The sequence below is a fragment of the Shewanella sp. VK101 genome (assembly GCF_056497865.1).
Genome location: NZ_CM151402.1, coordinates 2,947,348 through 2,970,290, shown reverse-complemented (window position 1 = coordinate 2,970,290; position 22,943 = coordinate 2,947,348). Strand labels below are relative to the sequence as shown.

The 22,943-nt window shown below is 52.2% G+C and carries 21 protein-coding genes; 10 read left to right on the top strand and 11 right to left on the bottom strand.

From position 1 onward, the window contains the following. Window positions 1–15 precede the first annotated feature (15 nt). Window positions 16–1,383 (top strand): MFS transporter, encoded by a 1,368-nt coding sequence (locus ACSHSR_RS13340; protein WP_037466408.1) that lies wholly within the window; start codon window positions 16–18, stop codon window positions 1,381–1,383. A gap of 4 nt (window positions 1,384–1,387) precedes the next feature. Here ACSHSR_RS13340 and ACSHSR_RS13335 read toward each other — a convergent pair whose 3' ends face one another. From ACSHSR_RS13335 to ACSHSR_RS13320, 4 genes are all read right to left on the bottom strand, one after another. Then, complete coding sequence (locus ACSHSR_RS13335) at window positions 1,388–1,690, bottom strand: AzlD domain-containing protein (protein WP_025886690.1); 303 nt, start codon at window positions 1,688–1,690, stop codon at window positions 1,388–1,390. Then, window positions 1,687–2,457: an AzlC family ABC transporter permease gene (locus ACSHSR_RS13330; RefSeq protein WP_243880085.1), complete on the bottom strand. Its 771-nt coding sequence runs from the start codon at window positions 2,455–2,457 to the stop codon at window positions 1,687–1,689. Before ACSHSR_RS13330 ends, ACSHSR_RS13335 begins: the two co-directional genes overlap by 4 nt. Beyond that, on the bottom strand, window positions 2,454–3,338 hold the full coding sequence (locus ACSHSR_RS13325; protein ID WP_479630826.1) for an AraC family transcriptional regulator: 885 nt from the start codon (window positions 3,336–3,338) through the stop codon (window positions 2,454–2,456). Before ACSHSR_RS13325 ends, ACSHSR_RS13330 begins: the two co-directional genes overlap by 4 nt. 397 nt (window positions 3,339–3,735) lie before the next feature. Then, the gene (locus ACSHSR_RS13320) at window positions 3,736–4,200 is read right to left on the bottom strand and encodes a hypothetical protein (RefSeq protein WP_071238843.1); all 465 of its coding nucleotides are present in this window, start codon (window positions 4,198–4,200) and stop codon (window positions 3,736–3,738) included. A 667-nt stretch (window positions 4,201–4,867) separates the two neighbouring features. Here ACSHSR_RS13320 and ACSHSR_RS13315 point away from each other — a divergent pair. The 8 genes from ACSHSR_RS13315 to ACSHSR_RS13280 all read left to right on the top strand — a co-directional run bounded on the left by ACSHSR_RS13315 (window position 4,868) and on the right by ACSHSR_RS13280 (window position 12,877). Further along, window positions 4,868–5,386: an Hcp family type VI secretion system effector gene (locus tag ACSHSR_RS13315; RefSeq protein ID WP_025009852.1), complete on the top strand. Its 519-nt coding sequence runs from the start codon at window positions 4,868–4,870 to the stop codon at window positions 5,384–5,386. Between the two features lie 156 nt (window positions 5,387–5,542). Beyond that, on the top strand, window positions 5,543–7,615 hold the full coding sequence (locus ACSHSR_RS13310; RefSeq protein ID WP_479630825.1) for a type VI secretion system Vgr family protein: 2,073 nt from the start codon (window positions 5,543–5,545) through the stop codon (window positions 7,613–7,615). 4 nt (window positions 7,616–7,619) lie between these two features. Then, window positions 7,620–8,147, top strand: coding sequence for a DUF4123 domain-containing protein (locus ACSHSR_RS13305; RefSeq protein ID WP_028780301.1), 528 nt, complete (start codon window positions 7,620–7,622; stop codon window positions 8,145–8,147). A gap of 1 nt (window position 8,148) precedes the next feature. Beyond that, on the top strand, window positions 8,149–8,439 hold the full coding sequence (locus ACSHSR_RS13300) for a PAAR domain-containing protein (RefSeq protein ID WP_025012114.1): 291 nt from the start codon (window positions 8,149–8,151) through the stop codon (window positions 8,437–8,439). 10 nt (window positions 8,440–8,449) lie between these two features. Further along, the gene (locus ACSHSR_RS13295) at window positions 8,450–8,806 is read left to right on the top strand and encodes a hypothetical protein (RefSeq protein ID WP_208172197.1); all 357 of its coding nucleotides are present in this window, start codon (window positions 8,450–8,452) and stop codon (window positions 8,804–8,806) included. Next, entirely contained in the window at window positions 8,796–10,595 is a 1,800-nt protein-coding gene (locus ACSHSR_RS13290) for a lipase family protein (protein WP_145838829.1), read from the top strand. The genes ACSHSR_RS13295 and ACSHSR_RS13290 overlap by 11 nt, the downstream gene beginning before the upstream one ends. Window positions 10,596–10,597: 2 nt before the next feature. Further along, window positions 10,598–11,689, top strand: coding sequence for a hypothetical protein (locus tag ACSHSR_RS13285; RefSeq protein ID WP_208124492.1), 1,092 nt, complete (start codon window positions 10,598–10,600; stop codon window positions 11,687–11,689). A gap of 135 nt (window positions 11,690–11,824) precedes the next feature. Beyond that, window positions 11,825–12,877: a hypothetical protein gene (locus ACSHSR_RS13280; RefSeq protein ID WP_208223588.1), complete on the top strand. Its 1,053-nt coding sequence runs from the start codon at window positions 11,825–11,827 to the stop codon at window positions 12,875–12,877. Between the two features lie 4 nt (window positions 12,878–12,881). On the opposite strand, the gene panP is transcribed toward ACSHSR_RS13280, so the two are convergent. From panP to ACSHSR_RS13245, 7 genes are all read right to left on the bottom strand, one after another. Further along, window positions 12,882–14,528 carry a pyridoxal-dependent aspartate 1-decarboxylase PanP gene (gene panP / locus ACSHSR_RS13275; RefSeq protein WP_208223589.1) on the bottom strand — a complete coding sequence of 549 codons (1,647 nt, stop codon included), beginning with the start codon at window positions 14,526–14,528 and terminating at the stop codon, window positions 12,882–12,884. Between the two features lie 140 nt (window positions 14,529–14,668). After that, a complete protein-coding gene (locus ACSHSR_RS13270) occupies window positions 14,669–15,832 on the bottom strand; it encodes a glycerate kinase (protein ID WP_479630824.1) in 1,164 nt (387 codons plus the stop codon). 54 nt (window positions 15,833–15,886) lie between these two features. Next, window positions 15,887–17,245, bottom strand: a complete 1,359-nt coding sequence (locus ACSHSR_RS13265; RefSeq protein WP_107111840.1) for a GntP family permease — start codon at window positions 17,243–17,245, stop codon at window positions 15,887–15,889. A 155-nt stretch (window positions 17,246–17,400) separates the two neighbouring features. Continuing rightward, a complete protein-coding gene (locus ACSHSR_RS13260) occupies window positions 17,401–18,549 on the bottom strand; it encodes a sugar diacid recognition domain-containing protein (RefSeq protein WP_208124688.1) in 1,149 nt (382 codons plus the stop codon). Between the two features lie 214 nt (window positions 18,550–18,763). Continuing rightward, a complete protein-coding gene (locus ACSHSR_RS13255; protein WP_208223590.1) occupies window positions 18,764–19,387 on the bottom strand; it encodes a uracil-DNA glycosylase family protein in 624 nt (207 codons plus the stop codon). Between the two features lie 75 nt (window positions 19,388–19,462). After that, a complete protein-coding gene (locus ACSHSR_RS13250) occupies window positions 19,463–20,041 on the bottom strand; it encodes a hypothetical protein (protein ID WP_107111841.1) in 579 nt (192 codons plus the stop codon). A 200-nt stretch (window positions 20,042–20,241) separates the two neighbouring features. After that, entirely contained in the window at window positions 20,242–21,330 is a 1,089-nt protein-coding gene (locus ACSHSR_RS13245; RefSeq protein WP_025886743.1) for a M35 family metalloendopeptidase, read from the bottom strand. Window positions 21,331–21,576: 246 nt separating this feature from the next. Here ACSHSR_RS13245 and ACSHSR_RS13240 point away from each other — a divergent pair, with 246 nt between their 5' ends. After that, the gene (locus ACSHSR_RS13240) at window positions 21,577–22,902 is read left to right on the top strand and encodes an IS4 family transposase (RefSeq protein WP_208191067.1); all 1,326 of its coding nucleotides are present in this window, start codon (window positions 21,577–21,579) and stop codon (window positions 22,900–22,902) included. Window positions 22,903–22,943 lie beyond the last annotated feature (41 nt).

The window sequence follows — 22,943 nt, the reverse complement described above, 5'->3', positions numbered from 1 at the left end:
GAGGAGATGCCGACAATGGACAATAACACCCTGAATAGAGGAGGCGGCACTTTACTGCCCATGGTGCTGATTGGAATACTCTTTTTTGTATTCGGCTTCGTAACCTGGCTCAATGGTGCACTGATCCCTTTTCTGAAAATCGCCTGTGAACTCAATGAGCTGCAAGCTTATCTTGTGGCCTTTGTATTCTATATCGCTTACTTCGTGATGGCCTTGCCCATGTCCGGGCTGTTGACCCGTTTCGGTTACCGTGCCGGGCTACAGATTGGCCTTGGGGTAATGGCGAGTGGCGCACTGCTGTTTATCCCTGCGGCGCTGAGCCACACCTTTGGCCTGTTTTTGCTGGCGTTGTTTGTTTTGGGGACCGGCCTTACCATACTGCAAACCGCGGCCAATCCATACATTGTTTGCATTGGTCCGCGAGAAAGCGCCGCCATGCGGATCAGCTGTATGGGCGTGGTCAACAAGGGCGCCGGTTTTATTGTTCCTTTGGTGTTCAGTGCCTGGGTGCTGACAGGTATGGATGCTTTTACGCCGGAAGCGTTGGCACAGCTCAGTGAGCTTGAGCGCACTGCGGCATTGGAGCAACTGTCTGCCCGCTTGGTGCAGCCTTACCTGGCGATGGCGGTTGTCTTGGCTCTGTTGCTGCTGTATGTGCGATTTTCGCCTCTGCCCGAACTCCAACTTGAACAGGACAGCCAGGCCAAAAGCTGTGACAGCTTGGTACCGAGAACAGATTGGCGCGCCATTCTGGCCTATCCCCAGGCTATTCTCGGGGCACTGACTCTCTTTATGTATATAGGTGCCGAAGTGATTGCCGGTGACAGCATAGGCCTCTATGGCCAGCATCTTAAAGTGGCCGAATTTGGCATTCTAACCTCCTACACCATGGGATTTATGGTGCTGGGCTATTTGCTCGGCATACTCTTGATCCCAAGAGTAATGAGTCAGCGCAGCGCCTTGGTGGGCTCGGCGCTGGCTGGGTTGGTGTTTACTTTGGGGATCATGCTTGGAGATGAAACCAGCATGCGGCTGTCGAGTCTCTTGCTCGAACCTTTGGGGATAATGCCGCTGCCGGATCCCTTGCTTTACCTTGCGCTACTCGGCTTTGCCAACGCCTTGGTCTGGCCCGCTGTCTGGCCGCTGGCGCTGGAGGGGCTCGGCCGCCTGACTGCTGTGGCCTCGGCACTGCTCATCATGGGCATAGCCGGTGGCGCCTTGCTGCCATTGCTCTATGGCGCCTTGGTGCATCAGGGTGTGCCTCATCAAAGCGCCTACGGGATCCTCCTTCCCTGCTATGGGATGATCCTTTATTACGCCGTTGCCGGCCACAAGCTGCGGGCCTGGTCGGGAGCGGCCGCCACCAAAGCCGTGATTGACTGAGACCTCAGTAGATCCAGAAAAATACCGCCATGCTGACGATAGTGGTCAGCAGGGTGTTGCGGGTCAGCAGTGCAAGTAAGGCAGCCAGCAGGGCACAGCTGAGGTAGGGATTGCTCAGGCTCAGTTGCAACTCGCCGTCTCGCAGAAACACTATGGGGGCGAAGATGGCGCTTAATACCGCCGGCGCCGAAAAGCCAAGGAAAGCCTGGGTTTTCTTGCCAAGCCGTATCGGCAGCCCGGGCTCAAGCAGTACATAACGGCTGAGTATCACCAACAGCGCCATGGTCAGTATGGTTAACCAAATCATGCCTGCTCCTCGCCTTTATCTTGTGTTGTCTCAACCGGTTTAACTGGACTGCTGCCCAAGAGGCTTTGATAGATATACCCCACAGCCATGGCGGTTACGGCGGCGATCAGCAGACCTCCCGGGATAGCCAGTGCTTCACACAGGACGCTCAGCAACATGGCCGTGAGCACACATAAGGCGGTGGCAACATTGACTATCCTCGGCACCACCAAAGCGATAAAGGTGGCTGCGATGGCAAAATCCAGTCCCAGAGAGCCGAGATTATCCATAGAACTGCCGGCAAGAATTCCGGCCAGGGTTGCCAGATTCCAGCCAAGATAAAAACTCAAACCAGCTCCCAGGGCGTACCAGGGCCTAAGGGTACTTTCCTTGCTTTGATTGGCCACCGCAAAGAGTTCATCCGTGAGCAGAAAACCCAGTGTCAGGCGCCAGCGCAGTGGCAAGGGGCTGATGGCTGGACGCATCGCCATGGCATACAGCAGATGACGCGAGGTGATCAATGCCGTGGTAACCAAAATGGCCAGTAGGCCTGAACCTGCCTTTATCATTCCGAGGGCGACCAATTGCGCCGAGCCTGCGAAAACAAACAGGCTCATGGCTTGACTCTCTAAGGCGCTGAGGCCGGTTTCCAGTGCCAGCGAGCCGGCCAATATTCCCCAGGGGATAACAGCTAAAGTCAGCGGCATTACCGCCAGGGTACCCCGTAAAAATTCGCGGCCCCGGTTAAGTTCCTGAACGCATGATGATTGCTGATTGTGAATGGTCAATCTTGACTCCATCTTGATGATTTTTCTGTTTGAACAAATTGGCCCGGAGTGGTGCCGAATGCCCGTTTGAATTGACGGTTCAAATGGCTTTGATCGCAAAATCCTGAGTCCTGTGCCACCTGGATGGGAGAAGCGCCCAGCCGCAACAACTTTCGCGCCAGAATTAATCTTGCCTGAGTCTGGTATTGGTGCGGGGTTAAACCAAATTGTGCCTTGAACTGCCTGAGTAACACAAAAGGCGGCAGCTGTACCAGATTGGCCAGTTCCTGGAGCGAGATGTTACTGCTGCAACTGTCTTCCAGAAACTGCCTGGCCCTATTCAGCAGGGGGCCTGCCTGGACAGTTGCAGCGGGCTTCAGCCGACCGTGACGCAGCATCAACAGGCTGAGGGTTTCGTACAAGAGGCTTTCCCTTTGCAGGTGATTACTCGAATAGTTGAGCGCTTCATGGGTGATGGCTATCAGGTGCGCCAATAGAGGGTCCTGTACCACGGGCTCGGCAAACCAGGGCACCTGTTGCTTGCTGCACAGTGCCAGTTCGGCAAACTGCTCAGGGGTAGGGTAAAGTGCCCGATACGACCAGCCATTTTCTGTTGCCGAACGGCCGTTATGCACCTCATCTGCATTCACCAGAATGATGCTGTGTTTGGGGGCAACATGATCTCCGCCACTTCGGAAAAACCGCTGGGCACCACTGTCTATGATTCCCAAGGTGAAGCCTTCATGACTGTGGCGGCCAAAGTTCTGCTGATGATAGCTGGCACTGAGAGTTTCCAGGCCGCCAAGTTCTTCGGCCAGACGATAAGTCGCCCGTTCCCGCCCTTGCCTGCGGGACTTGTGGCGCAGCGATTTGCTTTGCTGTGCATTGGCGCTTTCGGCCATCTTTATTCCCCTGTCAGTCTCTCTATCCTGCATATTAACCAGTTTACCTGGCGTTGTTTTGGATATTTTTGCACGCAGGCGAGTGGTTGATTAGCTAAGACTCCCCGGGGATTGTACGGCCAATCCTGGCCGCCATGAAGCAACAAGAATAGGTGTTAAGGTATGATTGAGTGAAAAGGGGGCCACACAGTTAGACCAAGTTTTAAACTGTAACCAAATCAATTGATTAAATTTTGCGTAAAGCTTGCTTCAGATAGAAAGGTTAATCCAAACCCCAGTAAATTTTAAGAAGAAATTTATCAAACCAACTCTAACTTGTACCTATAATCGATGCTCAAACTCAAGGCGACCTCATTGCAGATGTCTTTACCCGGTAATAAGCGCATCAACCCATTCATTACATTATCAATTCTTTAACTACTTCTTCTATTGTGAGTTTCTTTTCTGATTTAATCTCTATCGAATCGGTCAATGGTGGAAAGTCTGTTCTACAGAAAGAAGGTGATACTTTATATGAGTAATCTCTTTCTCCTTCTTTGTAGGTTATTTCGTCGCCATGTAGTGATATAGGACAATCAACATCGAATTGTAGGACAAAAATGGATTTTATAATTACATTGCCATTCTCTTCTATTATTTCATTATTTATAGAGTCGAATAGATCCGAAAAGAACCCTCCTAACATATCATCAGCATCAAACTCGTTTATATTAGGGTTGGTACATGTGAGTCTTATGCTTGGAGATAGCTCTAAACCGTCAATTTCTATGATTGGGTAATGTTTATCCTCCACTATTTTTGTTATATCCGATGCGCGTAACTTCTGTGTGGCAAAAAACGTAAAACATTTTACTTCTATCATTTTTCTTTAAAAACAATTGGATGGACTGTTGGTATGAAATTATATTTCTCGCTAAATGTCAATGCGAATCGGCAGTTTAGCACGGCAGTTGCAGGGGTTATGATGATGAATTAGATAGCCAAAGCCCGCTGATTATCAAATCTTGGTTCATGAAAATGTCCAATCTCCTACTTCCATCTAACTTATCAACTGGCCGAGACAGAGAAGTAACACAACAAATATGATTGACTTGATACACATACTATTGAGTTGCCATGAGGCAGGTGAGGCTCCAGTGTTCAAGGCTCACCAAGGTCAGGCCTATGTCTATGGCGTTCATCATGATTCCTCTGCCGGGCTCTCTATTTCGGATATTATCCGGCATATTAACCTGTGACCTTGCGCTGGATATTCTGTACACATACCCGTGCCGGTAAGTGAGGGATTGCGACGGTCAATCTTAGCCGCCATAAAGCAGCAAAAAATAAGTTTTTAAGGTATGCCTGACTGATTGGGCAATTTCTTGCCCGCCGGGCAATTTTTTGCTCAAGTTCGGGCAATTTTTTGCCCAGTCAATTAGGCTATTTTTTAAACAGTAACGAAATCAATTGATTAAATTTTGGCACGAAGGTTGCCTTAGCTAGGAAGGTTAATCCAAACCTCAGTGAATTTTAAAAAGGAATTTATCATGCCAACACCATGTTATATCTCTATTGAAGGCCAAACTCAGGGCAACCTCACTGCCGGCGCCTTTACTGCGGAATCCGTCGGTGACATCTTTGTGGAAGGCCATGAAGACGAGATGCTGGTTCAAGAGTTCAACCACATTGTGACTGTGCCAACCGACCCTCAGTCCGGCATGCCTTCCGGTCAGCGTGTGCACAAGCCGTTCAAGTTCACCGTCGCGCTGAACAAAGCCGTTCCCTTGATGTACAACTCACTATCTTCCGGTGAGAAACTGACCAAGGTTGAGCTCAAGTGGTACCGCACTTCTATCGAAGGTAAGCAAGAGCACTTCTTCACGACCAAGCTGGAAGGTGCCACTATCATAGATATCAACTGCAATATGCCTCACTGCCAGGATCCCAATAAGGCTGACTTTACTCAGCTGGTTGAAGTGTCCATGGCTTATCGCAAGATAGACTGGGATCACGTCAGCGCCGGAACCTCTGGTGCCGACGATTGGCGCAAGCCCATCGAAGCATAATTCATTCAGCAACTGTTTTTCTAAGAGGTGTTCCGGCTGATAGCCGGGCGCCTCTTGTTATCTGATGTAAAGGTTTTGCAAATAGGTTTTCGATGACATTAAAAGAGTGATTCTAGCGGATTAGAGTCAGGACGAACTCGAACAAGGATACCGGCTATGTTTTATCTTGGCAGTGGTTTGCGGCTTCATTTCAAGGCAGAAGCGGAGGCGGACGATAGTTTCAACCTGCTGTCGTTTGATTTTGATGAGCAGTTGTCCTCGCCCTTCAAGGGAGAGTTGATATTACTGACCCGCAGGGATGATATTACTGCCGAGCAGATAGTCGATAAGAATGGCGTCTTGAGTATTTGGCAGGACGGTGTTCGAGTCAGGAGTTTTCACGGCATAGTCAGTCGCTTTGCCAAGGAAGACTCAGGCCATAAACAGACCCAATACAAGCTGACCATGGAACCTGCCATGGCGCGGCTGCGGCTGAGACAAAACAGCCGTATCTTTCAGGAAAAGTCCCTCAAACAGATTTTCAGCACCCTGCTTGATGAAATGGGTATCAGTGATTATGCCTTCAGCTGGGATGCACGCTACGAGTCGGAAAAGCGCGAATACTGTGTTCAGTATCGGGAGTCGGACTTTGACTTTATCACCCGTCTTGCGGCTGAGGCCGGGGTGTTCTGGTATTTCGAATTCAGTGATGACAAACATACGCTGATTTTCTGTGATGCCACCAGCAAGCTGCCAGCGGCCAAACAACTATTCCCCTATAACGCCTTGAGCGGCGGCGACAGCGAAGTGCCTTTTGTCTGCAGCTTCAGTTACGCCAAGCAACTGGCGAGTGCCAAGGCCGAACTCAAGGATTACAGCTTCAAAAAGCCCGCTTATAGCTTTTTACAGGATGATATTGCCAATCAGCTCGACTTCCAGCAAGCGGGATCTGAAGTGCTTTATGAGCACTATGATTATCCTGGGCGTTACAAGGATGACGCCCAGGGAGAGCTTTTCACCCGCGCCAGATTGCAGGCGTTACGGAATGAAACCCAAATGGCATCGGCAATGTCCGATATTGCTGATGCCGGCGCCGGTATCAAGTTCAACTTGGGCGAACATCCAGATGCGGCGTTTAACCGTGATTGGTTGCTTGTGGGGGTAAAACACTGCGGAATACAGGGCGCAGCGGCAGAGGAGGGGAACAGTAGCACCCCGACTCAGTATCAAAACCAGTTATTGGCAATTGAAGGGCACCTTCCCTGGTTACCGCTTCCGGCCACCAAACCCTTGGTGACAGGGCCACACATGGCTATTGTCGTGGGGCCGGATAATGAAGAGATCTTTTGTGATGAATTTGGCCGGGTCAAGGTGCAGTTTCCCTGGGACAGATATGGCCGGGCCGATGAGCACAGCAGCTGTTGGGTTCGTGTCAGCCAGGGGTGGGCCGGTGGTCAGTACGGTTTTATGGCGGTTCCACGCATTGGTCATGAGGTCATAGTCTCTTTTCTTGAAGGCGATCCGGACCAACCTATCATTACCGGTCGCACATACCATGCTGCCAATCCTGTGCCCTATGTATTGCCGACTAACAAAACCAAAACCGTGCTCAAGACCCAAACCCACAAGGGGCCGGGATTCAATGAGTTGAGTTTTGAAGATGCCGCCGAAAATCAGCTCATCTATTTGCATGCCCAGAAAGATCATAAGCTGGAAATCAACCACGACCAGCACTATCAGGTGGGTAACGATAGAGAGAAGCACATAGGACGGGATCAGCGCCTGAACGTGGGGCAGGATGAGTTTCTGGAAATAGGTCGAGATCAGCAGGCATTGATTGGTCAGGATCAAAAGCTGGAAGTGACCAGAGACAGGCAAACCCTGATCAAGCGTCATTATCGCCTCGAAGTCATGGATCGTCGTCACGAGTACTCCAGAGCCAATCACGATTTGGAAGTGGGCGGCCATTACACCCAGAAGGTTGAGGGAAAGGTGTTATTGGAAGCTGGTGAAAGTGTACTGGTGCACACCAAGTCGCTCACCCTCAATGGCTCGGAGAAAGTCACTATTCAGGGGCCAGGAGGCAAGATACTCATAGATTCCGGCGGGATCACTCTCGAAGCTCCCAATATCAAGCTCAAGGGGCCAGTGGCTGTGACAACCGGAGCCAAGCCCCAATTGGCGACCCTGAAGAGTGCTGCAGAAGAGGGCAACCCGATAGTCGATCTTTGTCCCGATTGCGGAGAATAACAGTATGACTATGGTGAAAGAAAATAGCCTCAAGGCGTTTGGGCCCAACTACTTGGTCTTGGATGCAGCGCTATGCCCCGAGCCCTTGTGGTTTGCCAAAGGGGCCGGAGCCGAGTGTCATAGCCTGTTTGATTACAGGGATCAGGCATTGGTGGATAACGGCCCCTGGTTACTCCATCTTGCGGGACAGGATGAGCTGATAAAACTGGTGCTGGAGAAAGACACCCATGGTCACAGCGCGCTGTGGTGCAAGAGTGACCTAGCCCTGCAGCCACTGAAAGAAGCACTGGGGCAAAGGTTGTATGCCGTCAAGCCTGATGGTGAAACTACTCGTTTTCGTTTCTACGACCCCAGGGTCTTACATCACTATTTAACCGAAGAAACGCAGGCCAGAAGGGATGCATTTCTTGAGCCTTTGGGGTCAGTGCTCTATGCATCGCTTAACCCCTTTCGTTTCAATAGCCATTGGCTGAATTGGCAAAGGGAGCCGGACGGATACGGCTGTCAGGCGATATCGATTAAGGAGGATTAATATGGGTACTCCGGTTGCATTGAAAGGACATCAACATATTTGCCCTATGTTCAGCGGCAATACCCCTCATGTTGGTGGACCGATAAATCAGGGAGAAAGTGCTCTGACGGTCAACGGTATTCCTGTGGCCTTAACCGGGCACAAGTGTGACTGCCAGGTTGGCGGGCCAGATACCCTGGTTCAGGGACATCCGAGTTTGACCGTCAATGGCATCGCCGTGGTATTGCAGGGTGCGTCCACGGCCCATGGCGGCAAAGTCATTCAGGGAGATGCTGCCTTGACAGTGTCTTAAGGAGAAGCGAATGAGCTGGGAACTGAGTCAGGAAATCATGGATGCGATGCCAAACTGGCAAAGGCGAAACCAGATCCATGCCCTCGCACGTCACCTGTTATCACTGGAAAGTCCACCAACAGATGGGCAGGCATGCTATGACTGGCTCGAGCAGCAAGTCAGTCAGGCTTATCAATATGGATTCACCGAGCTGAGTCATCTGCGCTTGGTTGCCGAGGCCTTGTTTTTGGCACAAGTGTCAATCAATGACCCGGAAGTGAGTGCCATAGTGACCAAGACCGGCTTGCCTTCAGGACGAGCGGCTATCTTGTTGCAGTGGGCCAAGGAACAGCAATCTTCTACCATGGAGTCTGGTTATGAGCTGTAACGCTGATTGTAAATGCCGCAAGGGTATTGTGGCGCTGGTGTTCGTCCCCGGCATTATGGGCACCCGCTTGATGAACAAAAAGAGTGGCGACTCAGTATGGGATCCCGCTGCCGGAGCAATGTTTGATGGTCCCAGCAGTACAGCCATGGAGCTGAAGGTCGAACGTGAAGCCGAGCTTGCTGCGGCACAGGCGGACGATGATGATGGTTTCTTCGAGGGGATAGGCAAATGGTTTACTCGCCGCTGGATATCGGTCAAGGAGGTTGGCCGGGGAATAGCTGAAACCGGTCGTAAGGTTAGAACTAAAGCAGCGGCCGTGCCTCGAATCAAAGATCTTTTCTTTGCCGGCCCAATGCAGCGTAAAGCCCTATTGGTGGATGACAACACTAAATATCAAGGAGAGCCGATCGTCAATCGGAAGGATGACTTATTGGAGGTGGACCCAGGTACCGATAAGTATTTCAGGGTCTATACCTCAGTACCCAAGTCGCAGATGGAGCAGAAAACGGCTCGAGGTTGGGGCGAAGTGCTGTGGGACAGCTATGGCCCGCTGCTTCGACACCTCGAATCGAAGGAGCCGTTATTCAAACGCCTGTATCCCGGGCTGCAATTCCCGGTATTTGCCGTGGGCTATAACTGGATGCTCAGCAATGAAACGGCCGGAGAGCGACTCAAGGATAAACTTGAGGAATTCAGGACACAGTTACTCAAGGAAGATAAAGAAGGCGATAACCTGGGGTTGACCAAGGACGATATTAAGTTTGTGGTCATCAGTCACTCCATGGGCGGATACGCCTCTCGCGCCGGCTTTATCTTAAGCGGCCTGGAAACTCAAGTCGAAGCCGTTATCCATGGCGCTATGCCAACCCATGGCAGCCCATCCACTTATTACCAATTTCGCTCCGGCGCAGTTGGTGGTGGTTTGGCCGGTCAGGTAGCCAAACAAGTATTGGGTAAGAATGCCGCCGATACCACGGCAATACTGGGATTTTGTCAGGGCGGGCTGGAGCTGATGCCCAATAAGCTCTACGTGGATGCGGCCAATAAGGGGGAGTGGCTGTTTATCAATAAAGATCCAACGAAACAAGCCGCCAAACGGGAACTGTTGCAGATAGGTTATGGCAGTGGCATTTATGATTTCTACCGCCGTTTCGATACCTGGTACAGCCTGGTACAGCCTTCCTTGTTGGCACCTGAGCTGGGAACATCAACGGATGAGCAGTTAATAGAACATAAGAAAGCATTTACAAAACGTATCACTGATTGTGAGAAATTTCATGACCAACTGGCGGCTAACTTTCACGCAACAACCACACTGCTCTACAGCAATAACCCGGACACCAAGGCGTTTGACACCTGTGAATGGCAATTGCAGAACAGCTTGACCCCGGGGCTGGAGACGGCGGCTGTGGAGCGCTGGCAAGTCATAGGCGATGAAAACCATGACTGGCTCTTCGTGAAGGGGGAAGTCAAGCTGCTGAGTCGCAGTGAGCTGGCAGAGCATGAACGTAAGTTAAAGGCTTGGGTTGAACAGAACCGCCATGGCCATCAATATGCCCATACGCCGCCTATGGCTCAAAGTTCCAGCTTCAGGCTTGCCAAAGAGACGGCCAAGGGCGATGGTACTGTGCATGAAGGCGCGGGCAAGTATCCCAAAGGGGTGCAGACTATCGGCTTGGTGGCGACCCAGGATCATCAAGGGTTCTTTAACTGTCCCGATGTCAGGGAGCTTATGGTCGGTGTGCTTCAGTCTTGGCTACCGGATATTCACCAGAAATTCAAGGGATAGAGATGCCTGATGGTTATCGCAAGAGGATTAAACGTGGGCTGCTCGGCAGTCTGGTAATGGTTTGTTTTTGGCAGGGAGAGGCTGTGATGGCGCAAGCGGAAAAAATGCAGGAAGGACCGGCGAGCATGGTGTTTACCAAACACTGCGCGGGGCGTTTTGAGTTTGAGTTACCCCAAGAGATGCAACTACTCACCTCGGGTTATGGTCAACCGCAGTTTTTTATCAATATCTATCATCAGGATGATAAGGCGGAAAAGAAAGGGGTGATCACCGGTGAACACAGGCTTGAGCAATGGCTGGCTTATGTGGAGGAGTTGCATAGTAAGGCTGCGAAATATGGGCCTACCAAGTATGTGATTAGAGACCTGGAACCTGAACTTAAGACATTAGTTTATAACGAAGATTCCAGAGTTTTAATGAATGATCCTAATGCTAAGCATGATTTCTCTAGCTTTTTCTTCAAGGATTTTCCGGAGCAGCAGGTGGGGATCAGCATTGATGGGCGAGCGGATAAGTTTATAGCCCGTAACGCCCCCAATGTGGATGAGATATTGCAGCAGCGGCTGCAATGGATGCGTCAGGCGATAGATAAGATTGAATATCAGCCCTGGCCGCATAAACAGGCGGGCGTCTGTTTGCCGAGAAATATCTTAATCGCCAATTCCCAGCCGTTGAAAAATGCCGAGGGTTCTTACCATGAGAACTATGGGATGGAGTTTTATAACGGTAAAGACTCACTGTTTGAGATCCTGGTGAACGTGTATGGCAAAGATCAGGGCAAGGCGCTGAAAGAAGAACTGAGCCGCCACAGCGGTATGATGGCCTTTTTCGCCAGCAGCAAGACCAAGGTGGCCGGGCGGGAAGGGCGGCTGTTTATCAGTGATGGCAAATACTCGGATACCCAGCGGGAGTTTCGTTGGATCAGTACCGACAGCAAGGTCAACAGTGTTCGTTACGCCCATATGGAGATCAGCGGCAAGATAGAGATCAAGGACTTTCCGCAGATGGCTCCCTTGAATGCCACCGATATGATAGTGGGGCTGCTCAAAGGCGTGCGGGTTAGAGAAAACGGCATGGTCGGAGTGAAGGACTAGCTATAAGAATGAAAGGTTGGAACTATTGATAGGAGCGAAAGGGAGAAACCTTTGATAAGAGCATGCCTGAAGTCCTTAAGTTCACTGCGGCAAAAGCTGTGGTTCTGCTGCCTGGTTTGTGCAGGTTTTCCCCTTTTGACGTACGCCAAGGAGATACCGCCAAGACCGGCCGGTATGGTGTTTACCAAGCACTGTGTAGGTCGGTTTGAGTTTGAGTTACCCCAAGAGATGCAACTGCTCACCTCGGGTTATGGTCAGCCGCAGTTTTTTATCAATATCTATCATCAGGATGATAAGGCGGAAAAGAAAGGGGTGATAACCGGTGAACATAGGCTTGAGCAATGGCTGGCTTACGTGGAGGAGTTGCGTAGTAAGGAAACGACAAAATACTATCCAACCAAATACGTTATAAAAGAACTGGAACCTGAGCTGAAGACGGTTGTTTACTACAAAGACAGAAGAAGGCTAATGCAAGAACCGGACGCAGAACATTACTTTGCAGCTTTTTTCTTTAAGGATTTTCCGGAGCAACAGATAGGCATCAGCATTGATGGCCGCGCTAATGAGTTTATAGCCCGTAACGCCCCCAATGTGGATGAGATATTGCAGCAGCGGCTGCAATGGATGCGTCAGGCGATAGAGAAGATTGAATATCAGCCCTGGCCGCATAAACAGGCGGGCGTCTGTTTGCAAAGAAATATCCTGATTGCCAATTCCCAGCCACCGATTACCCCTTCAGGGCCTTATCCAACGAGCGCGTATAAGGAAGGCTCTTATCACGAAAACTATGGGGCGGAGTTTTTTAACGGAAAGGATTCACTGTTTGAGATCATCGTGAACGTGTATGGCAAAGATCAGGGCAAGGCGCTGAAAGAGGAGCTCAGCCGCTACAGCGGGATGATGGCCTTTTTCGCCAGCAGCAAGACCAAGGTGGCCGGGCGGGAAGGGCGGCTGTTTATCAGTGATGGTAAATACTCGGATACCCAGCGGGAGTTTACCTGGGTCAGCACCGACAGCAAAATCAACAGTGTCCGTTACGCCCATATGGAGATCAGCGGCAAGATAGAGATCAAGGACTTTCCTGCAATGGCGCCCTTGAATGCCACCGATATGATAGTAGGGCTGCTCAAAGGTGTGCGGGTGCGGGAAAACGGCATGCAGGGCGTAACTCAGCAACGCCCTCAATAAATGTTTAGTTGCAGGCTTGCTTTAGCACCTGTAGTAGCCCGGTTTCAGAAGCTGCCAGCTCAGTTTGTTCGTTTAATACATCTGCCAGTATGGTGTCTGTGGTCAGCGGGTTGGCCAGCACCACCCGGAATACAGTCACGGTTTCTCTGTGATATCGGGCGGGTTGGATCCGGGTGCGGGACACAAAAGACTTGCCTTGTTCACGTTGTTTTTTCTGAATGGCACGAGTGAGGTCATCAAGAATGCCATTGATCTCTTTGACCTTTTCAAGATTGCCCTGTGCCAATTGCCGGTTCAGAGCGGTTTGTGCCCAAGAGGGGCACCAACGGTAGGTGAGCAGACACAACTCGGGCGCACTCACCAGTTCAAATTCGCTGTGTTGCTCAATCAAGCCGGCAAAGAAGCGGGCCTTTTCAAGCGAATTATTGATCAGTATTTCATAGCCTTCCTTGCCGATTATCTGCATGCAGGCATGCACCAGCATGGCCATTCCTGGACGGGAACCTTCCAGAGTCTGGCTGCCCAAATCCTTGGAACCTTTACGCAAAATATATTCGGCATGATGCACAATTGCCCGGGCCAGTTCAGGCTGTTTGAACAGCACCATACCGGCACCCATAGGAACATACATCTGTTTATGGGCATCTATGGTCACTGAGTCTGCCAGTTCTATCCCTTTTAGCAGATGGCGATATTTGCTGGATAACAAGCTGGCTCCGCCCCAGGCGGCATCAACATGAAAGTGGCAATTGAGCTCGGTTGCCAACTCGGCCAGCTCAGGCAGAGGGTCTATGTTACCGGTTTCTGTGGTGCCGGCGACGCCGACTATCGCCATGACTCGGATGCCCTGTTGGGCCAGCTTGGTGGCCGCCTCGCGCATGGCGTTGACATCGACCTTATTGTTGGCATCGGTCGCGATTGAAACTATGTTATCCCGGCCAATGCCCAACAGATCGGCAGCTTTGCCCAGGGAGTAATGGCCGCGCTCGGACACCAGTATCGCCAGGCTCTTCCAACCGTAGTGGCAGAGCGCCGCGCCTAAGCCTTCGCGATTGATACCGCGAAATTCACCGTCAGCCTTGAGCAGTTGGTTACGGGCAATCCACAGGGCGGTGATATTGGCCACAGTGCCGCCGGAGCAGAAGGCTCCCAGAGCATGATTGGCGCTGTGCATCCACTGGTGGTAGAAGTCGGTGGTTTCGCCATAAATGAGGTGATGCATCATCCCCAGCACCTGCCGCTCCAAGGGAGTGAAGGCCTTGGAGGTTTCGATTTTGACCAGATTCTGATTCAGGCCCACCATCATTTTCGACAAGGGCAACACGAAGTAGGGCAGCGCCGATGTCATATGGCCGATAAAGCTGGGGGCGGCGGTGTGTACTGAATGCGCCACCAAATTCTGCATCATCTCTTCTGTGTAGTCAGAAACAAATCTGGGTTGACGCGGGATTTCAAAGGCCTGGAAATCCTTTTCGATTTCACTCAGGGGCTTTTCCAGTGCGGCAATATTCTGGGTCAGGAAACCGGCGAGATCTTGAGACAATGCCTGCTCTATGCGGCTCAGGGTCGATTCCGGTGCTTCGGGCACGGTAAAGATACGCATCAGAGAGTTTTCTGAGGCGGTGGCCTGGCGTTGCTTGCTGGCGGTCATTGGGCTTTGGTCTCACACTGTATCTGCCTGTGTCTGCACAGGTCTTGAAATGGCAGCTCACTTTACTGCAAGGATTGCGGTCAGACAAGTTGAAACTGAAGCGAAAAAGCGGCGGGCCAAAGAGGTTGGCCCGCGAAAAATCAATTGGCGTTATTCAGTTGCAGAGCCAGCAGAGCGGCGATATTGCTTGAGGTGCGCTGCAGATTGGCTCTGGCTTCGGCCAGTGCCTTGGGCAAGTCGTAGGCCGAGGGAATGATATCAAAAATGGCGCTCATTCCCTGCTCCAACACCAGCTCTGAGCCCGCTCCCAGACAGCCGGCAATACCAATCACGGGAATGTTGCGCGCCTTTGCCAGGCGCAAAACTCCCATGGGCGTCTTGCCATAGATGGTTTGTCCATCTATGCGTCCCTCGCCGGTGATAACCAGTGCTGCGCCTTCGAGTTTGGCATCCAGCCCCACAGCCTGCATGACTATGTCGATACCGGGGCGCAGCTCGGCGTCCAGAAATGCCATCACCCCAAGTCCCATACCACCGGCGGCGCCGGCACCACTTTGCAGGCGCTTATCTTCAAAGCCGCTCTGAGCCAGGATATCGGCAAAGTGGCCGAGGGCGGCGTCAAGCTCGGCGACCATTTCCTCTGTGGCTCCCTTTTGCGGCCCGAATACCGCCGAAGCGCCGCGCTCGCCACATAAAGGGTTGTCCACATCACAGGCCACTTCAAAATGGCACTCAGCGAGCGCCGGATGCAGTTGGCTGCAATCCAGTGTTGCCAGGGCCGCGAGCGCCGCCCCGCCCGGGCTTATCTCCAGCCCGGTACTATCCAATAGTTTGGCGCCCAGCGCCTTGGCCATACCGGCGCCGCCATCATTGGTGGCACTGCCGCCAAGGCCTATGATGAAGTGGCGAATGCCACGTTCCATGGCATCGACAATCAGCTCGCCGGTGCCGTAACTGGTGGTGAGCCTTGGATTGCGAAGCGCCGGGCTGACATGATGCAGCCCGGAGGCGGCCGCCATTTCGATAACTGCAGTTCGGGCGCCATGGTTGCCACCCTCTGTACCCAGAATGCCGTAATGGGCCTTCACAGCTTGTCCGAGTGGGCCACAGACTTCAAGCTCGACCAGGTGACCGTTGGTCGCATCGACCATAGATTGCACTGTGCCTTCGCCGCCGTCGGCCACCGGCACTTTGAGGTACTCGGCATCCGGCAGCCTGTGTTTAAAGCCTGCTTCAATTTCATTGGCCACTTCGAGGGCGCTCAGGCTTTCCTTGAAGGAATCCGGTGCTATCACTATTTTCATCTGATTTCCTGTACAACGGGCTGCCGGTGAAACCGGCAGCAGCAAGGGAAGAGTTTAGAGCAGAACCAGGCTAAGCAGCCAGACGAAGATGATGGCGGTGATCCCCTGAATTAGGGTCGCCATAGTCTGAGCCCGATAGGCCTGGGCTACGCTCATACGGCTAAACTGAGTGACTACCCAGAAGAAGCTGTCGTTGGCGTGGGACACTGTCATGGCTCCGGCGCCTATGGCCATGACGGTCAGCACCCGGCCCATTTCGCTGCCAAGGCCGATATCACCCAACATGGGGGCCACCAGAGCCGAAGTGGCTACCAGCGCCACTGTGGAGGAGCCTTGAGCCGACTTCAGTGCCGCCGCCACCAGGAAGGGCATAAAGATACCTATACCCAGAGCCGACAGTGAAGTACCGATAAAGTCACCGATAGGCGTGGCTTTGATCACAGCGCCAAAAGCACCGCCGGCCCCGGTGATCAGCAGTATGGGGGCGGCAACAGCCAGGCCCTGTGAGATACGATCGGAAAACTCTTTGACCTTGTTGTCGCCCTTGAGCAGCAAGAGTGACAGCCCCAGGCCTATCATCAAGGCGTTGAGCGGTTGGCCGAGGAAATGGAACAGGCTGAACAGCATGCCTTCACCCATGGGCTTGGAGGGGAAGGCGGCGATAGAGCCAAGGCAGATCAGCAAAATAGGAACAAAAATAGGTGAGAACGCCGCCAAGGGGCTTGGCAGCTTGCCATAAGCAGCCTTGAGTGTTTCAAATTCTTCGGCAGAAGCCTTGAGCTCTTCAGCGCCTTCGCCATCCGGCTCAGAGTTCATAAAGCGGTTGGCCCAGAGCAAACCGGCGAAGGCGGCAACGGCAGAAACCAGGATGCCGACGGCAATCACCAGACCCAGGCTGGCTTCCAGTTGCAGGTTACCGGCGGCGGCAATCGGGCCGGGAGTGGGCGGCACAAAGGTATGGGTAGCGTAGAGGCCGGTGGCCAGGGCTACACTCATGGCAACGCTGGAAACCTGCATTCTGTTGGCCAGCGACTGTTTCAGGCTGTTGAGGATCACAAAGCCCGAGTCACAAAACACCGGGATGGAAACGATATAACCTATGATGGACATGGTCAGGGTCGGGAAACGCTGTCCGAGCACCTTGATGACCACATCGGCCATGGTGATGGCCGCGCCGCTCTTTTCCAGCACCGTGCCTATGATAGTTCCCAGGACTATCACCAGCCCTATGTAACCAAGAATACCTCCAAAACCACCACTGATGGTTTTGGCGATTTCCCCGGCGGGCAGGCCGAATCCGAAGGCGGCGATAAATGACGCCAGCAGCAGCGTCAAGAAAGGGTGTAGTTTAAATGTTGAGGTGGCGATGACAATAAAGATGATCACCGCCAATAGTACTAGTACCAGGCTCATAAGTGTCCCTTATTGGGTCGTTATTTGTGTAGGGTTGGGGCGCCGGCGCGAAGGCGGGCTGGCGATTATTATCCCAGTTGCCGCGCCGTGATGGCTTTAGGGGAAAATACGGAATTCCCCCCTGAAAGAGGGTAGTTTTTTGTGCGTGTGCACAATTATTTGTGTTCCAGGCGGCTGAGGACTTCTCCCAGGTAGAGTTGCAGCAATCCATCCAGGCTTTGCAGCTCTATGCCGGTGATTTCACTGATACGCTCCAGGCGGTATCTCAGGGTATTACGATGAATAAACAGGGCCTTGGCACACTGTTGTTGGTCGCCGAAGTGTTGCAGATAGGCGCTGAGAGTGCGGGTCAGCAGGCCCTTTTTGTCATGCTGCTGCAGTTTGCGAAAAGGCGCTGCCAGCTCCTGACCGCGCCAGCTATCGACCAGTCCGGCCAGCAATACCGCCAGCGCGTGATCCTGATAGAGGTATTTGGTCTTTTCCGGCGCCCGTTTCTTTCCCAATCTCAGGGTTTCCAGCGCGGTATGAAATGAGCGCCTAATACCGCCTTCACCGGGGAAGAAATGCCCCAGTGCGATTTTGAGCCGGCCCTGGGTGTCGGCCGGCAAGCGGGCAAGCAGTTTCTCGATTCGCAGATCCTCAAGCGCCGGATCCCAGCTGCGACCATCGAGAAAGGCGGGTTTGAGGATCACCAACTGATCCATGGCGGTCATGGCCACCAGGTTGTCCCTTTGGGGATACTCGAGTAAGCGCTGGATTTCCTTGAGATCTGTGGCCTTGCTTTCGCCTTTGGCGAGCTCTATCACGGCGGCAACTCTGGGTTTTTGCAGATCTATCTGCAGCTGGGCGGCCCAGGCACAAAAATCGCTTTCGCTATAATTGTCCCGTTTCAGCAGTTGCAGAATAAATTCTTCCCGCTGGCGTTTATGCCAGAGATCCAACTCGAGAGAGTTGGCTTGCTCGACCATCATTTCGGCGGTCATTTTCAACAGTTCACCATAGCGCAACAGCTCCGCCGGATTACCGGTAATGCCGACAACGCCGATTATCTTGCCGTGGTAGTGCAGCGGCAGGTTGATCCCGGGTTTGACGCCGTGCAGGCTGTGGCGACTGCCTTCATCTATCACTACGGTACGGTTTTGGGCTATGGCCAAAAGGGCGCCCTCATGGACACTGTTGAGCCGCTGCTTGTCGCCGGAGCCGAGGATCACCCCTTGACTGTTCATCACATTGATATTGTGGTCGATGATATTCATGGTGCGATCCACTATCTGCTGCGCGGTCGCGGCGTCGAGAAAATACATGCGAGCCTCTAGGGTCTGTTGACCTTTCATGGTTGAATTTTGCCCGTACTAGACGCATTTTAATCGCGACGCAAGGTATGCAACCTAGGGGCCTAGATAAATACCTTGCAACAAAGAGTAAAGCGCGTCTAGCCGAGCCTTTGGGTAGCATTTGTCGTTGTTTGGTATAAAAAACGACAAACGCTGCAAAAACATCTTCAAGGGTCAACAGACCCTAATGTGCCAATAACTCGGCGACTCTCTGCCTGAGCCTGGGTAACAGGTTTTGCTCAAATTCGGGGTGCTGTTTAAACCAGAGGCGATTACGCGGACTCGGGTGAGGCAGCACCAGTTTTGTCGGCCACAGCGAGTCAGCTTCTGCCACGGCGGTACCGACGGACGCTTTGGCCAGCGGGCTGCCCTTGAGGTGCCAGGCCATGGCGTATTTGCCGAGGATCAGTGTCAGCTCAATATTGGGCAAGGCGGCAAAAAGCCTTGGGTGCCAGGTAGCTGAGCATTCTGGCCGCGGCGGCATATCACCCTGTTTGCGACCCTGTTTTTCAACCGTTCCCGGATAGCAAAATCCCATGGGAATGACGGCAAACCGCCTGGGGTCATAAAACTGTTCGCGGCTCACCCTCAGCCACTGCCTTAGCCGGTCGCCGCTGGCATCGTCAAAGGGCAGGCCACGCTCATGGGTTATCCTGCCGGGCGCTTGCCCCGCGATTAAAATCCTGGCGTCAGGGTGGGCCTGCAGTATCGGCTTGGGCGGTAGCGGTAGTTTATCCCGGCACAGGGTGCAGGCTCGCACCTCATCGAGTAGGGAAAAATCACTGGGCAGAGTGGCAGTTTTCATCATATTTCCTGGTTTTTGATGGATATCAGACCCTATTTAAGTTCCGAAAATCAGGCTTCGAAAACTAGGCTCCGAAAATCAGACACCGAAAAAATGTTGCCAGGCCTGAAAGCCTTCATACAAAGTCAGCCCCAGCGCCGCGAGCAGCAACACTATCCGGCTGAGCTTAAAGCCGTTTTCTTTACACTGCTGCCAATCAGGAGCACTCCAGGCGATAAGCATTGCCGGTATAGTCAGCGGCCAGATGATATTGGCCAGCAGCAACAATAAGGCAGAGGTTGCCAGCAAGCGCCAACCGGCTTGAGGCCCGGCGACCTTGGCCGAGTTTTTCAGTTGCAGTGGCAACAACGCCAGCGCCACGGCTATCAACACCAGGCCGAAGTTCATACTGAGATCGGCAATAGAAGCATGATCCCAGAATACAAGTAACAGGGTAATGAGCGGAATGGGCAAGGCCCAATAGATATGGCTGCGGACAAACCCAGGGCGGCTATATTGGCCGTTGAAGTAAAAAACCAGCTGCAGTAGCAGGTTAACCAAAGTAAAACCACCCAGCACCAGTATGGTAAACACCCCGGCCATTAAACCGTCGGGTTGTGCGGCCATGGCCGATAGCGGAAAAAGGGCGACCAAGGCACAAGGATATTTCAACTTCATCAATAGACTCTCATCATAAAGGCTGCGCCTTACATTGGCTTAAAGGGGAAAGGCTTGCAAGTGCTTGATGGCCGTTATGGGATGGCTCTGAGACTATGAGGAAAAAAGGGGCAGTTCCGTCCGCCCAAGCTCACAAGGTAACAGGGAGGTGGGCCGGGGGAGCCGGCCCACGAAAGGTAAACTAATCTGCTGTAGCTTCCTTAGTTTTGAAAGGGGGTGTTTTCAGCAAAGTATTCGTGGCTGTCGGCATTTTGAATCGCCTGGGCAGGATTACTCAGGGCCAGCGATTTGGCGCCACTTTGGCCGTAGACAATGTCATCGGTTCCCGCCACCACATTGAAGTGACTCATTTCATGGACTATGGTGCCGCCCTTGGAGTCGGTGCCCGATACCGGTGCGCTCCAGAAGGCGTTACACATGTAGATCTTGTAGGGTTGAGTCGGGTAAACGTAGGCGTAATAGCTCTTCTTACAGCTGCAATCGAAGGTGAGTGGCTGATTGTTCAAGGCCGAGTCTATGGCACTGAAGTTACTGCTGACGCTATTCCAGCGGCTGCTGTTGTAACTGCCAAACCAGGTGGCATAACGCACCGAGCTTGAGGGGTTGTTGTTGCTCGCGAGGTATTGCTTGCTGTCGGCCGCCATGGCGCGGGCGGCGTCCAGTCCCGCCAGAATATCGCTCTGTTGGGAATTGCTGCAACGGCCGGTAAAGCTGATACCGTCGGGTGCCGTACCGCCATCGCCACTGCCGGGTTTACCCTTGTTGGCGCCGGACTTGAATTCACGGCCTTCCACATAGAAGCTGACCGGATCTGAATGTATCCCTTCTATCCCTAAGCGGGCCAGCTTCTTTTGTTGGCCCGGGTTGGGGGAGAAGAGTTGCAACGAACTGACATCATAGCTTATCTCGTAGTTGCCGCTGCTGCTCATGTCGTAAAGTGAGGACAACTCTACCTGATAGGACACACTCTCACCGGATTTGAGCTTGATATAGTCCTGTTTGCCGGGCGCCGGGCGTTTGAAATGGGCACCCAGATAGTGACGGTCAAGGCCATCGGCATTGACTTTGAACAGGGATTCTTCCACTCCATCAGCGGCTGTGTACCACTTGAGCAGTTTTACCGGCTGGTTGGCGTCATTGGTCAGGGTCACAGTGACCAACACGTTATCACTGGCCTTATAGCTCTGTTGGCTCATCTCCAGGCTGGCACGAATGCCATCGGCCAGCACGCTGGTACTGGAAAGGGCCGCGAGCAAGGCTATTCCTTGTAGTGTATGAGTGATTCTCATGCCTTTGTCCTCAGGTCATATAGTCTTAATTGTTATGTTTGTTACAAAAATGTAACGTTTTGCAGTGTAAGCTGCAAAAAGGGCCGCTGGCAAGAGGAATTTTACCGAATGATTGTTGGTTTGAGGTGAAGGCGGGAAGAGATAAAAAAGCCCGCGAAAGCGTAATGCCGATCAGTTAAGACAGATCGCTTGACGATCTCACTGAAAGGATCAAAATCCGATGACCCCATGTCATCGGATTTTTTTATGCAACTTTCAGAAGCTTTGGCGCGTACTCATATCAACCGTCTTACCGAATTCACCTGTCTGGCCGATGTACTTGAGCCCGATTTAATTCAGTCGTGCCTTGATTCACATGGTGTTGCCAGTTTAAGGCGACGTAAGTTACCTATGGATGCCATGATTTGGGCGGTGATTGGTATGGCTCTGTTCAGAGGCGAGTCCGTCCGCTCACTCATCAATAAGCTTGATATCGTCTTACCGCAAGAGGTGGATTACGTTGCGCGCAGTGCTGTCACGCAAGCGCGCAAGCGGCTGGGCTCTGACGTTGTTCAGGATGTGTTTAAGCGAAGTGCCAAGACCTGGCATGAAAGAGCAGAACATCCGCATTGGTGTGGGCTCAACCTCTACGGTGTCGATGGTATCGTATGGCGAACACCTGATAGTGAGCAAAACAATCAGGTGTTCGCCAAAACCGCCAACGCTTCTGGTGATGCTGCCTATCCTCAAATTCGCATGGTTTGCATGATGGAGTTAAGTAGCCACTTGGTATTGAACAGTGCCTTTGATTCTGTTGCTGTCAGTGAAATGAGTTTAGCCGCTGAACTGATATCAAGCATACCTAATAACAGCCTGACGCTGTTTGACAGAGGCTTTTATTCGTTGGGACTTTTGCACGCCTGGCAACAGGCTCAACCGAACAGCCACTGGCTGCTGCCGTTGAAGAAAGGGACGCAATATGAAGTGGTACGCTCTTTAGGAAAACACGACCAACTGGTGCAGTTAGCCACCACGCCTCAAGCCAGAAAGAAGTGGCCTATGCTACCTGACAATATTGAAGCTCGCTTACTGACAAAGACGATAAAAGGTAAGTCGGTTTCCATTTTGACCTCATTAACGGACCCATTGCGTTATCCGGGGGCAGAGATAGCGGATTTATATGCCCATCGATGGGAGATAGAAGTGGGCTATCGGGAGATGAAGCAGCATCTTCTGGAGAGTCGCTTTACGTTACGCAGTCAATTGCCAGAGCTGGTTATCCAAGAATTGTGGGGAGTACTGTTGGCCTATAACCTCATCAGATACAAGATGGTGTTGATGGCTAAGAGCTTACCGTCGTTACATCCGAACCAATTAAGCTTTAGAGATGCATCGAGTTATATCATTTTTAAACTGACTCAGCTGTCATCTCAAATGCCTGGGAATGTTCCGAGAGAGGTCTTGGACATAGTGCGTAATGCGAGGCAGTTCAAGCTTGATGGGAAACGGGATAGAGCCTATCCACGTGCGTTAAAAATGAGTAAAAACAAGTATCCCATTAAGCCTAAGAAAAATGCCGTTCACACTAAGTGAACGGCATTACGCGAAAGCGGGCTTTTAGGAGCTAAGAGCGA